The following is a 12369-nucleotide window of genomic DNA, read 5'->3' on the forward strand; positions in this document are numbered from 1 at the left end:
CTCGCCTCCTTTCTCGCCGAGGGCCCGCCGCCGGTCTACGTCGGCTTCGGCAGCATGGTCCCAGCCGACCCGGCCACCACCTTCCACCTGGTACGGGCAGCGCTGCGCCGTGCCGGGGCACGCGGCGTCTACCTGGGCGACCCGGCCGTACATCCGTGCGACGAGACCGTCCACGTCGTGCAGGACGTCCCGCACACCTGGCTCTTCCCCCCACATGGCCGCCGTGGTGCACCACGGCGGCTCCAGCACCCTCGGCGCCGGACTGCCGACCGTCGTCTGTCCGCACTTCCTCGACCAGCCCATGTGGGGAGCCCGGATCCACGCACTGGGCGCGGGGCCCCGCCCCCTCCCGGCCCGCAAGCTCACCGCGACCTCGCTCGGCGACGCCATCACCACCGCCCTGCACGACCGCCGGATGCGGGAGACAGCCGTGCGGCTCGGCGAACAGATCCGGGCGGAATCGGGCGTAGAGAGCGCCTGCCAAGCCATCGAGGCACACATAGCAGCGCATTCGGCCGGCCCCCGCCCCTGAAGCACCCGGAGGACACAGTGGGACGACCTCCGCGAGCCGTGGTGGCCGGCGGCGCGGGATTTCTGGGCTCGCACCTGTGCGAACGCCTCCTCGCCGAGGGATACGAGGTCCTCTGCCTGGACAACATGAGCACGGGCAGCGCGGACAACGTCCAGCACCTGCGGGCCGACACCCGGTTCCGCTGCGCCCACGTGGACGTCACCGAGCCCCCACCCGACGTCGGGCACGTCGACGCCGTGCTGCACCTGGCCTCCCCCGCCTCGCCCCGGGCGTACCTGCGCAGGCCGGTCGAGACCCTGTGTGCCGGCTCCTCGGGCACACGTAACTTGTTGGAGCTGGCGCGGCGGAACGCGGCGAGCTTCCTGTTCGCCTCTACGAGCGAGGTATACGGCGACCCGCTGGTCCACCCCCAGCCCGAGAGCTACTGGGGCAACGTCAACCCCATCGGCCCACGCAGTGTCTACGACGAGGCCAAGTGGTTCGGCGAGGCCCTCACCGTGGCCTACCGCAGGGCCTACGCATCGGACACGGCGATCGTGAGGATCTTCAACTGCTACGGACCGCGCATGCGCCCGGACGACGGCCGTATGATCCCGGCCTTCGTCACCCAGGCGCTGCGTGGCGTACCCATCACCGTGCAGGGAGACGGCGGGCAGACCCGATCACTGTGCTACGTGGACGACACCGTCGACGGCATGGTCCGGCTCCTGCGCTCCAGCCACGCCGGCCCGGTCAACATCGGGAGCCCGCGGGAACTCAGTGTGCTGAGCATCGCGGAAACGGTCCGTGCCCTGGCCGGCTCGTCGTCGCCGATCGTCTTCGATCCACCGATGCCCGACGATCCGAGAGTCCGCTGTCCGGACATCGCCCTCGCACGCACGCTGCTGCACTGGGAACCACGGGTGCCTCTCGAAGAAGGGCTAACCTGCGCCCTGCGCTGGTTCCGCGCGGCAGCAAGACCAGGGGACGACTGCTGAACCGCCTTCGTGGAGCGACCTGCTCACCCACCCGTGACTACCGCACCGAAATGCACCACCGCTTCACCACCTGGCGCCAGGTCACCGGCTGCGCAGCCACCGTCTGACGACAACATGAATCCCGCCCCCCCAGCACACCTCAACTCCCCATCAGGCACCATACGTTGACAGAGCCGCAGCGGATGTTCGGACGGGCTGCTGAACTGTCCTCACGGTGACGGCTCGGGCGGCCAGGCCGTGGGTGACAGCACGCCGAGTACGTACGCCTTGGCCACCAGCGCCGTCCGGTTCGGCACATCCAGGCGCCGCCCCATCCGTACGAGGTGGTAGTTGACGCCGTCGGCGCTGAGGCCGACCGTGCGGTCGATCACCGATGTGGTGCGGCCTGCGGCGACCAGCGCCAGGATGCGGGCCTCCTGCGGGGTGAGCCGGTACACGGGGCCTTCGTCGGGGGCGGGCCGCTCCTCGTCGACGCGCAGGATGGCGAGCAACGGCGACGGCCCACCGCCGGGGTCGCTGACCGGCTCGACCATGAGCTGTCCCTCGTACGACGCACCGCGCGCCGCCCAGCACACCCGCAGGGGATAACGGGAGCGCCGCCCTGTCTTCAACGCCGCCTCCAGCGTGGCCAGTTGGGCATCGTCGGCGGGGCTGAACAGGTCCAGAAGGTGACGGCCAGAAGGTGACGGCCCGTCAGGCGGCTCGGCGTCAGGCCCCAGAGCGCCGCCAGGGCGGGAACGCGCAGCTCAGCCGCCGCATGATCAAACCTCGCTCTTCCATGCCATCCAGGAGCGTAGCCGTCTCCGCTACCCGGGGCGGGATCGTCGGCAGTGGTCCCAACATGAATGAGAATTGACCGCGTGGTGCCAAGAAGCTTGGCAAAACGGTCCCAACAAGCATGTCACGCACGCTCGGAACGGCCAGATCACCACGTCTTATCGGTTCCAACTACCGTGTCACGGCTCAGCACCTGGCCCCTCCGAGGCAGGGGCTCCGCACCGTGTCGTGGCGATCTGGGGCTCGTTGTTCGGGATATGACTGGCTTCTCCCATGTGCACCGCTGGCTGTCGTCTTCGGCCCGTCGGGGCGTTCACGCTAGGCGCCCTCGGTCCGCCCTGGTCCTCTGCTCGCTGTCCGCCGTTCTCATCGGCGCAGGCGCAGCGACCGCCGAATCCCCTGTAGCCTCTCAGGCGCCACACACAGCCCACTACGTCGCCCTCGGAGACTCCTACGCCTCGGGCCTCGGAGCAGGCAGCTATGACAGCGACAGTGGCTCCTGCAAGCGCAGCATCAGGTCCTACCCGGCCCTGTGGAGCGCCGCGCACCGACCGGCGTCCTTTGCCTTCACTGCCTGCTCCGGCGCCAGCACCGGTGATGTCGTCAGCGGTCAACTGGGGCCGCTGAACAGTTCTACGGATCTGGTGAGCATCACTGTCGGCGCCAACGACGCCGGATTCGTCGACACCATGACGACCTGCAGCCTCCAGGGCGAGAGCGCCTGCCTGGCGCGCATCGACCAAGCCCGCACGTACATCAAGAACACGCTCCCCGGAAAGCTCGACGCGGTCTACGCCGCGGTCCGCAACAAGGCTCCCCACGCTCACGTTGTCGTCTTGGGATATCCCCACCTCTACAAGCTCAACGGCTCCTGCATCGAGGGACTCACCGAGAAGTCACGTGCCGCCGTGGACGCCGCCGCCGACGACCTCAACGGCGTCACTGCCAGGCGCGCCGCTGGCCACAGGTTCGCCTTCGGCGACGTCAACGCGACGTTCGCCGACCACGAACTCTGCTCCGGTTCCCCCTGGCTCCACAGCGTCACCTACCCGCTGGACGAGTCCTATCACCCCACGGCCGCAGGCCAGGCGGACGGCTACCTTCCGGTCCTCGGCACTGCCGCATAGAAACCGGCACCGGCTCGCACACCGACCCGGCAACCTCCCCGCTTGGCGGGTGGCCCCGCGTGGGCCGGGCGATCCTGAGCGCCTTGGTCGGCGAAACCCGCCGACCAAGCCGCTCGGTCACACCTGGCTGCCGTCGGACACGGCGATGATGCCGTCGCCCCCCGCTGACCGGGACCATCGCCGGACTCGCCAGCAGGCACCGTGGCCGGCCGCCTTCTGCGGAGCGTGCTTAGCGCCGGCCGCCCCCGCGCGGTGCAGCAGGGGCACGATCCGCACCACGGGCGGCCGGCTCCGGTGGGTGGGCCCCCAGGGGGTCCCCGCCACGATCCGTCCACTCCTGCGGCAACGTCACACTCCAGCTCGCGCCGCACGCGCATACGAACACCAGCGCACCGCTCCGGCGCTTGACAAACCGATCAGCCGACTGGCTTCGGCATCCCCGCACCCCGCACCCCGCATGAAGTGCAAGGATTCAGTGAAAGGTGGCTGTCCACGGCGGGCGATCGTGATGATCTTCCGGCTGGAAGCGGGACAGGGGACAACCCCACAGGCCAAGTCACCGACGGCCATGGACTTCGAGGCTTGCGCGTAGGGCGCTCTCCAACGCCCCTTCGATCCAGGCCGGTTTGAGGCTGGTGTGCTCGCCGGCAAAGTGGACCCGGCCTTCGACGGTGCGGGCGCTCGCGTGGTGCTCGTGAAGCTGTCCGGGCGTGAAGATGACCGCCTCCCCCAGCGCATAACGGGCCCTGGCCCATGACTGCGTGGCGCCCACACCGGTGAACTCCCGGTAGACCTGCGGCCCGAACATCTTCGCCATGTTGTCGAGCGCGAAGGCATACCGTTCACCGTCGGTGAGGGAGTCCCACCGCATGGCGTCATCAGACCACGTGTACGAGGCGAGGACCACTCCTCCCCTGGATCCCTCCACCAGAGAGGGAAAGTAGGTGAACCGGTTCGGGCTGTCGGAAACGCATCCGCCGCCGGTGAAACCCTGCGGGCCTCGCTCCCAGAACCGGTTCTTGAACTCCAGCAGCACCTTCGTCGCCGAGTCGTAGTGGAGCTCGATGACGGCCCGGCGCTTCGGGTACGACAAGGCGGGCTCGAACTCACAGAACCGCACCGCCGAGAACGGCGCGGTAATGATGGCGTAGTCGCCTTCGAACACCTGCTGGGGCGGCCGGGGAGCGCCGTCGCACGAATCCTCGGTACCGGACTCGGCCGTCGTCTCGATCCGCACTCCCCGCGTCGTCTGCGTCAGCTTGGTCATCCGGCGGTTGTACCGGATGGTTCCTTTCAGGCGGGCGGCGAGAGCGTCGGTGAGTGACGCGGTGCCGCCTTCCAACTCCCAGTAGCGGGACGACGGGTTGATGATGGCCCGGTCGAACAGCGCGTTCATCAGGGAGTAGTGGAGGCGCGACGTCTGGTTCTCCAGGGTGCCTGCCGCCTCGATCCGGGCCAGGTCCCAGCCCGCGTACTCCGCCAGATATCGGTGGACGGAATAGTCGTCGAAATCGTGGATGACCTTCGCCCACGCGGCGACCTGCTCATCGATCGTGCCGTGTTGCGCGACCGTCACCGGCGCGAATGCCTTGTCCAGCGTCTGCGACATGGTGGTGGGGACCGACGTTCCGAAGGAGCCGTTGACTTGCTGCGGTGACCTGACGTACTCGCCGCGGGTCACTTGGACTCCGTTGACCCGGATGAGGCTGCGCTGCATCGCCGCAGGCGCGGTGAACTTGGTGGGCGCGCCGTTGGTCCACCGCTGGCCGGTGAAGGAGGTGTGGACCACTGGTGGAACGGTTCCGGTGCCGCGCGCGCCGGGGGCCACGTCCGCGTTGTAGAACAGGTGGCGCTTGATGCGGAGTTTGTCGGCGAGCGCCAGTACCAGTGGGTGGAAGTCCGGCAGCCGCATGGCCCCCGCCTCCGCGTGGAGACTTTTGTCGGAGAACACTCCACGGAAGGTCTTGATGCGGCCTCCGGCCCGGTTGGCGTTGGCTTCCAGGATAGTGACGCGGTGTCCGGCTTCTTTCAGAAGGAGTGCGGTGACCATACCGGCGATTCCGGCACCCACCACGAGGATGTCGCGGGGTGTGGCTGTCCTGGGGAGCCCGTGGTCGATGAGGACGTTCAGGTAACGGAGTTTCAGGTCCTCGCCCCCGTCGCCCACCAGGAGGAGTTCGCGGGCGAGATCGTGGCTGGCATCGCTCACCCGGTCAGCCGCACGGGCGTCAGGCGCGGTCCCCAGCAAGGTCCCCGAGGCCGCGGCCCCAGCGGTCAACGCGGCGGCGGCGCCGATGAAACCACGACGCCCGACAGGGCGCTGAAATTGTTTTTTCACGACAGGGAATCTAGAAGAGCGGCGCCAGCGCTGTCAGCGCGAGGGGAAACGACGACGGGATATCGATGTAGCACGGCTTCGATCGATGGGCAGGACTTACGTTGTGATTCCGCGGCTCCCCGGTGTCCACGGGCGGTCCCCACGAATGAGTTAACTCACAGGAGTGACAGGCGAGTTGGCTCCGGCTGGCCGCCCGGTCCGTTCAAACACCGAAATCCGGCCGTCCTTTACGGGCTGCGCCGTCGGACCGGCGTTCCGTACCGCCAGCGTCAGGGATACGACCACTGCCGTCAGGCGTAACACCAGACGTACGTGCTTCGCGGGCAAGCGCTCACCGAAAGTCACCGTCCCGGCGATCAGCACATGCTGTTCCCCACAACAACCTGTGCAGGCACGAGAATTGCCGCGCGCGACGGTTGCAGGCCGATCTGCAGGGCGAACAACATGGCGGCGGAGAAGACACACACCAAGTAGGGGTAAAGAGTCAACAGCAGTAGGGCGAAGGCACGGTGCCCGTACTTCCCTGCAACCGCCGCGCATGCCTTCGCCAGCAGCCCCACCCCTCCGTCGTCGAGGTGGTCCTTGTGCAGCAGCCCTTCCGGATGGACGACCTCACGCATGTGCGGCTGGCCGCGTGGCAGGCGGGTAACCCTGCGCCTGCCGGAAATCCTGTCCGTGCAGGTCACTCCGCTCGCGGCTACGCCGCTGGGACGCGGGATGATCACCGCTTGCGCTGATCCGCTTCGCCTACTTGGCCATTACCCACGCCTTCACCGCGCTGCGGCTGCTGCCGATGAGCGACCGCGAAAGGATGTGGAGATCCTCGCCCTCCTGCGCCACCAGATGACCGTCCTTCAGCGGCAACTGAGCCCCGCCAACGGCGCTCCCCGAACCGATCACCGATCCGAACTGGATCGCCCACCTCGACATACACCGACACGACCGACTCGGTGGCATCATCCATGAGTACCAACATGCCGCCTGAACTGCAGAATGAGATTCTCGGCGATCGGCGTTGCCTCGCACCGCAAGGAGATCGCGGCCGCCTATCTGGTCCCTCGGGCCGCATCCGGTTTCAGCCCCCAAGACATCTGGGACGGCGCCGTGTTCGGACCCGACGACCCCATGCCCGGCATCTGTCATCCCAGGTGACAGGGTTACGAGAGGCTGAGTGACGGTCTCCGTGGCAAGGCCCTGTACGTTACGTTCCTGGAACTGTGGCTTCCACCACAGCGGACGTGATCTTGCCATGGTGAGATCGCCAGATGCTCGGCTTCCTCCTCCGACTCCTGCCCTTCTGGGTCCGCGAGCCGCTGCTCATCGCGGTCGGATCCGTTCTCGGCGTACGCATCATGTATCTCGCCGTCCGTGATCACGACCAGGTCGCGGCTGGTCTCGGCGCGGTGTTCCTCGTGCTCACCGCGATACGCGTCCACGTGGTGCTCCGTGCCCTGCGCGCACGCCGCAACCCGGGTCCGGCGGCCCCCGCAGACGGGGCGGCCGCTGATGCTGCCGCTCAAACCCAGGCCGAAGCGGTGCCGCGACCCGGCCCGGTCACTCCGCAGAAGGAGCCCAACGTGTGGGGCCAGGCCATCGCGGCCGTGGTCGTGGTCGGGGCACTCGCGGCCGCGCTGTGGATGGCTCCACGCATGCTGCCGTCCGATGACAGCACGCCGCAGCCCGCCTCGTGTCCGGCCGGGGAACACAAGGAGCTGCCGAAGGCATACCAGGAGACGCCCCGGGCTGCGACCGGTGACGAGCTGTGCAAGGCGCTCAACCGGCCCGACCTGGCCCGGCTGCTTGGCACGCCCGGAGAGATTGCGACCACGGTCTCGGGTACCAGCAACACCGCTCCCCTGACGGACGGGAAGGTCGCCCTGCCGGAGGCCGAGGTCAGGTTCGGCACGTACACCGTGAATCTTTCGGCCACTTACAACGAGCTGTCGACAGCCCAGTACGTGAAGATGATGAAGTTCGGCAATGAGAAGGACATCAAGACGCTTACGGTTCTTGGCCGGCCCGCAGTCCTGTACTCGGATCACACCATGGCATTCAAGATCAGTCTCGGGGGTGGCGGATCCGGCGGACCGGTCGAACAAGGCCCCCTGGCCAGGACGCTGTCCGTGGCCCTGGACCGGGTGGACCGAGGCGGCTACTACGAGGTCACCGTGTGGAGCACGTCCGGCGCCCTCCCCGACGACAGCGCTCTCCTCGGCATCGCTGAGAAGGTTCTTCCGACGATCCCCGAACGAGCTGTCCGATGAGACGCCGAAAACTTCTTGGCGCCCGGACAGCCCTCGTCGCGAACAGTGGCTGTGGCCGCTGGCTGGCGGCGAACAAGATGGCCGGCCCGCCAATGTTGCGTCACCGGAGGGGCCGGAGGATGCCCTCGGGGTCGGTGGAGGCCGCCACAGCGAACTCCTGAAAACCATGTTCGCGATCGAGAGATTCGCGTGGACGTCGTGGGCGGCGGCCGGAGCGGTACGGAACTCACGCGGCGACGGGGAGTCTATGAGTTCCTGGTAGTACATCGGGTCGAGGCCTTCCTCCTCCTCGGCCCGCACGTTGAGCGCCAGAAGCGCGCGCTGGGCGGACTGAACGGTCACCTGGTCAGCGACGAACACCACGCTCAGTTCCTTGTCCCGGCTGAGGGCAGCAAGGACCTCATCAGGTGTGGCGTCGGCCCAGACCGGATCATCGACAAGATGTACGAAGGCCTCGTACTCGCCGTTCACGCCCCACGGCCGCATCAGATCCGCCGCCACTGCCCGCCATGCGGCTTCGTCGCTGTAGTCGGTCCGGATGACCAGGGCAGCAAACTCATCGCGTCCAACAATCCCAGGCAACACACGCATACGCCCTCCCTCGCAGCACGTTCAGCGCCCACGGTCCCATGGAGCACTGACACCGCCCTCCCTGGGAGTTCACAGGGCACGCGAAGAGCCCCATGCCGCTGCGCGACGGGACCCGGGCAGGGTTCGCGGGTTGGCAGCGGAGGCATCGGGCAGTCCAGGGTCAGGCGGCACGCTGAGCAGCGAATCCGGTGAACTGCGGGCTCTCCCCCCGGCCCTACGGCCCGCTCTGCGGGCCACGCCTCCCGGGGAGGCTGACGGGGCTGGGCTGGCGAGCGTACGTATGGCCCTGTTATCCCCGGGCGCCGGTTAGGCCGTCACCACCCCCGCGCAGTCCGGGAGGTTGCCGCCGTTGAGTCTCCCGTGCTGGATGCCCCGGAACCATCCCCGTCCCAAGAAAACCTAACCGGCACCACTGACAATGCTCCCCACCAGCTTCTTTTCGCTGGTCACCGGGCTCGCTACGCTCCCCCGCCGGCTTTCCGGCTCAGCCTCCTGGCCAACTGCTCGGGTCGGTCTGGCCACGGAGCAGGGTGGCTAGGCCTGGGCGCGCTCGAACGTGAGAGTCCAGCGCTGGCGCGGAGTAGCCGGGTTCTCCTGGCGGCTGGTCAGCTTCCAGCCCTCGGACTCGATCGCCGTGATGTACCGCTGGTGGATCTGGTCCGAGGAATTGGCCAAGGTGTGGACGTAGGTGGCTTCGCCTCGTTCCCGTGCGGCGATCGCACCCTTCCGCATCTGGCTGTGTCCCCAGTTCTTGAACCATCCCATGCCGAACCCCTCCCCTTGACAGCCCGGACCCTGGTGGCCGGCACCGTCAGGACAATAGCCGCACCGGTGAACACTGAAGGTCTCGGAACGGGATCAAGAACATGTCAGAAAGACGTCCCGCCTCGCCCCAGCGGAAGCGCAATTCGCAGCGTCGTATGACACAGCGGAAACCCGCATCCCTTCTTCCAGCCGTTGACGTATTCGCAGGCGTACCAGCGAGACGATGCCTTCGGCTCCGAGCGGGACGAGTTCCCCGGCCCAGGTGAGCGCGGTGTCACGGTCGTCGGTGGCAAGCGGACGCGCACCGGCACACGCCGGCTTCCGTCCGCATGCACCAGGTCCTCGTCGGTGGCGGTGTGCCACAGCGGGTGGAACAGGCGCAGCGCGGTGGGGGACTTGAGTGGCTTCGAGGAGTGAGGTGTGCTGCCAGGTCAAGATTCTCGAGGCCAGGGCGGAAGCACGTGCCAGAGTGCGGTCGGCTCCGACGCTGCACAGCACGAGGGAGGCTTGGATGGTGGGGGCGTCGCCGAGCAGGAGCAGGAGCAGGTAATCCAGCTCCGGGGCGGCAATACGCTGCACATCGTCGATGACCAGCACCCCGGGCTCCGTCAGTGCCTTGAGCCGCGCGCGGTCAGCCGCGTCGGCCCGGCTCGTGAGCGCCTTCACGGGGAGGCTGAACGCGGTGAGCAGCGCGGCCCGCAGCTGCGGGAGCGCCGGCTTCACGCCTACCGGCGCACGGTGGACCGGCACACGGTGCGGGAGCAGGCGCAGCGCCTGATACAGCGCGACGGTCTTGCCCTGGCCAGGTCCCCGTACACGCACGCGATCCCGCGGGCGGCGACCGTATGCGCAAGCGCCTCGGTCACAGTGGCCAGCTGCCGGGTCGCCACCACATGCGCACCCGGCACGTACAGGCGCACGCCACTGGCGAACGGTGTCGGCCCTGTCCCGGGGGCGGCGTCACGCTCCTGACCGTTCTTGTCCACCGCAACGGCTTGTGCTTCAGCTCGGGCGGTCTCGTCAACGGTGCCCGGCAGGGCGAGCTCGGCCAAGGCCCGGTCATAGCAGTTCGCATCCCGGCTCGTCGGAGCGGCCAGGGCCGAGTTCAGGACGCGTCCCTGGCGCAGGTCCTCACGTACCGCGCGGTGCATCGTCGCCAGCGACGGAGCCGTCCCTGCAAGGGCGAGGCGTCACCCCCGCAGCTGCGCGGATGCACGACCTCGCCCGGACTCCGCGTTCATGCAAACCGACCGGATGCGGGTCACCTTCACTGCCGGTCGGCCCAGCCATGGATCAGCGGACCATGCTCCAACTCCCAAGTCCGGACCGGTCAGTGGCCTGTGCCGCGGGGTTCGAGGCGGAAGTCGAAGGCTGCGGTGCCCGGGTCGAGCGCCGTTACGCCGCCGTCCACCGTGAGGACCGCGCCGTTGACAAACGACGCGGCAGGCGAGAGTAGCCAGGTGATGGCCTCGGCGACCTCGCCCGCCTCCGCCGGGCGCCCGGCGGGCACCAGGCGCGTCGCCTCCTCATATGCCTCATCGACCCCGGCGCCCGGCCGCCCGAACTCCTCTGCGAACCGGGCCATGCGGCGGTCTGCCATCTCGGTGCGTACCCAGCCGGGGCACACGGTGTTGGCCCGCAGGCCCTCCCGGCCGTAGTCGACGGCCAGCGAGCGGCACAGCTGGAGGAGGGCCGCCTTGGACGTCGCATAAGCGGCGTTGCCCGCCCCGTTGCGGAGCGCGGAGACGGAAGCCACCGCCACGACCGAGCCACGGGCCGCGAGCAGATGCGGGAGCGCAGCGCGCAGCAGCCGGAAAGGCCCCGTCAGATTGGTCTCCAGGACCAACTCCCAGGTCTCGTCCGAGAGATCACCCACCGCGCCGCTGCGCCCGACGCCCGCGTTGAGGACCACCCCGTCAAGTCGGCCGTAGGTGGCCACCACGGTCTCGACGAGCTTCTGGGTCGCGTCCGGGGCAGTGATGTCGGCGGGGTACGCCAAGGCCCCGGTCTCGGCGGCGACCTGACGCAGCGGCTCGGGCCGCCGGCCGGCGATGACGACGCTGTCACCGCCCGCCCGCAACTGCCGGGCAGTGGCAGCACCAATACCGGTACCGCCACCAGTGACGAGGACAACCCGCTCACCTGTCATGAACGTTGAACTCCTGACCGGTCGGGAACGTGAAGAGAGATCATATGCAGCGCTATCGAATCCCCCGTGAATGCCCCACTGTTCACGCGTGTGAATGGCCGGTTGTGCCGCTGATCGTGACCGGAAACGGGTCAATTGGCTTTGGGTGCAGCTCCTTCGTAGGGACCGAGCTGATTGGGTCGTGAGGGCGCGTCAGGTGTGTTCCGGTCAGGAAAGCCGCAGGTCGATCCAAGGGATGGTGTCCCCCCGCAGCAGGTATCGCTCGGTCTCGACGAAGCCGTGCTTCAGCGCGAACCGCAGTCCGTCCTCGTTGGAGGACAGGACGACGGTCTCGATCACCTTGGCCCCCAGTTCCCGGGCCTGGTTGAGTCCGCGCGCATAGAGTTCCTCGCCGAACCCACGCCTGCGGTGAGCGGCGAGCACGCGGGCGATGACGGTGGCCGTCCGTGATTCGTCTGTCGGCGGGCGCACCGTGCTGCAGCCCACGGGATCGTCATCGAGATACGCGATCTCCAGGCGGTTGCGCAGGGCGCGTTCCCGTACCTCGTCCAGGGAAAGGACGTGGGTAGGAATGATCACGTTGTGGACATGCTGCCAGTCTTTGAGTGTGGCGTCGCCGTCCGGATGCTCGATGCGAAGGTCAGACATCGCAACAGGAGACCCAAGGACACCGCGGACGTCAACTCCGTTGGGCGTGTCTCTCTCCAGAGAAGTGAGCCGCCCCGAAGTTCTCGGACAGTGGTCCCCGATAGGATCATGGTCAGGAACGGCGGAGAGAGCACGTGACACCAAAGCGTAGGAAGTTCAGTCCCGAATTCAGGGACGAGGCAGTCAAGATGGTGATCGTGG

12 protein-coding genes and 2 pseudogenes are annotated in these 12369 nt (G+C 67.9%); 5 read left to right on the plus strand and 9 right to left on the minus strand.

The window, feature by feature from the left end:
* Positions 1 to 214 precede the first annotated feature (214 nt).
* Together ACIBK6_RS39690 and ACIBK6_RS39695 are read left to right on the plus strand one after the other, a co-directional pair.
* A complete protein-coding gene (locus ACIBK6_RS39690; RefSeq protein WP_399057919.1) occupies positions 215 to 532 on the plus strand; it encodes a glycosyltransferase in 318 nt (105 codons plus the stop codon).
* A gap of 50 nt (positions 533 to 582) precedes the next feature.
* Positions 583 to 1509 (plus strand): annotated as a pseudogene (locus ACIBK6_RS39695) (UDP-glucuronic acid decarboxylase family protein); the annotation flags it as partial.
* A 209-nt stretch (positions 1510 to 1718) separates the two neighbouring features.
* On the opposite strand, the gene ACIBK6_RS39700 reads toward ACIBK6_RS39695, so the two are convergent.
* Positions 1719 to 2120, minus strand: a complete 402-nt coding sequence (locus ACIBK6_RS39700) for a helix-turn-helix transcriptional regulator (protein WP_399057896.1) — start codon at positions 2118 to 2120, stop codon at positions 1719 to 1721.
* A 423-nt stretch (positions 2121 to 2543) separates the two neighbouring features.
* Between ACIBK6_RS39700 and ACIBK6_RS39705 the strand changes: the two genes are divergently transcribed.
* Positions 2544 to 3413 carry an SGNH/GDSL hydrolase family protein gene (locus ACIBK6_RS39705; RefSeq protein WP_399057898.1) on the plus strand — a complete coding sequence of 290 codons (870 nt, stop codon included), beginning with the start codon at positions 2544 to 2546 and terminating at the stop codon, positions 3411 to 3413.
* A 556-nt stretch (positions 3414 to 3969) separates the two neighbouring features.
* Here the strand turns inward: ACIBK6_RS39705 and ACIBK6_RS39710 are convergent.
* The 3 genes from ACIBK6_RS39710 to ACIBK6_RS39720 form a co-directional block, all read right to left on the minus strand.
* The gene (locus ACIBK6_RS39710) at positions 3970 to 5622 is read right to left on the minus strand and encodes a flavin monoamine oxidase family protein (RefSeq protein ID WP_399057900.1); all 1653 of its coding nucleotides are present in this window, start codon (positions 5620 to 5622) and stop codon (positions 3970 to 3972) included.
* A 485-nt stretch (positions 5623 to 6107) separates the two neighbouring features.
* Positions 6108 to 6371, minus strand: coding sequence for a hypothetical protein (locus tag ACIBK6_RS39715; RefSeq protein ID WP_399057902.1), 264 nt, complete (start codon positions 6369 to 6371; stop codon positions 6108 to 6110).
* A gap of 127 nt (positions 6372 to 6498) precedes the next feature.
* The gene (locus ACIBK6_RS39720; protein WP_399057904.1) at positions 6499 to 6681 is read right to left on the minus strand and encodes a hypothetical protein; all 183 of its coding nucleotides are present in this window, start codon (positions 6679 to 6681) and stop codon (positions 6499 to 6501) included.
* A 63-nt stretch (positions 6682 to 6744) separates the two neighbouring features.
* Here ACIBK6_RS39720 and ACIBK6_RS39725 point away from each other — a divergent pair, with 63 nt between their 5' ends.
* Entirely contained in the window at positions 6745 to 6903 is a 159-nt protein-coding gene (locus ACIBK6_RS39725) for a hypothetical protein (protein ID WP_399057906.1), read from the plus strand.
* 113 nt (positions 6904 to 7016) lie between these two features.
* Complete coding sequence (locus ACIBK6_RS39730) at positions 7017 to 8015, plus strand: DUF6215 domain-containing protein (RefSeq protein WP_399057907.1); 999 nt, start codon at positions 7017 to 7019, stop codon at positions 8013 to 8015.
* A 216-nt stretch (positions 8016 to 8231) separates the two neighbouring features.
* Here ACIBK6_RS39730 and ACIBK6_RS39735 read toward each other — a convergent pair.
* The 5 genes and pseudogenes from ACIBK6_RS39735 to ACIBK6_RS39755 form a co-directional block, all read right to left on the minus strand.
* Positions 8232 to 8606 (minus strand): annotated as a pseudogene (locus ACIBK6_RS39735) (DUF6924 domain-containing protein); the annotation flags it as partial.
* 534 nt (positions 8607 to 9140) lie between these two features.
* A complete protein-coding gene (locus tag ACIBK6_RS39740; RefSeq protein ID WP_399057909.1) occupies positions 9141 to 9371 on the minus strand; it encodes a hypothetical protein in 231 nt (76 codons plus the stop codon).
* A 725-nt stretch (positions 9372 to 10096) separates the two neighbouring features.
* A complete protein-coding gene (locus ACIBK6_RS39745; protein WP_399057911.1) occupies positions 10097 to 10522 on the minus strand; it encodes a hypothetical protein in 426 nt (141 codons plus the stop codon).
* A 179-nt stretch (positions 10523 to 10701) separates the two neighbouring features.
* Positions 10702 to 11520 (minus strand): SDR family NAD(P)-dependent oxidoreductase, encoded by an 819-nt coding sequence (locus ACIBK6_RS39750; RefSeq protein ID WP_399057913.1) that lies wholly within the window; start codon positions 11518 to 11520, stop codon positions 10702 to 10704.
* 207 nt (positions 11521 to 11727) lie between these two features.
* Positions 11728 to 12168: a GNAT family N-acetyltransferase gene (locus ACIBK6_RS39755; protein ID WP_399057915.1), complete on the minus strand. Its 441-nt coding sequence runs from the start codon at positions 12166 to 12168 to the stop codon at positions 11728 to 11730.
* Positions 12169 to 12369 lie beyond the last annotated feature (201 nt).

It is taken from the genome of Streptomyces sp. NPDC050485 (assembly GCF_044458185.1).
In the GTDB taxonomy this organism is placed as follows: domain Bacteria; phylum Actinomycetota; class Actinomycetes; order Streptomycetales; family Streptomycetaceae; genus Streptomyces.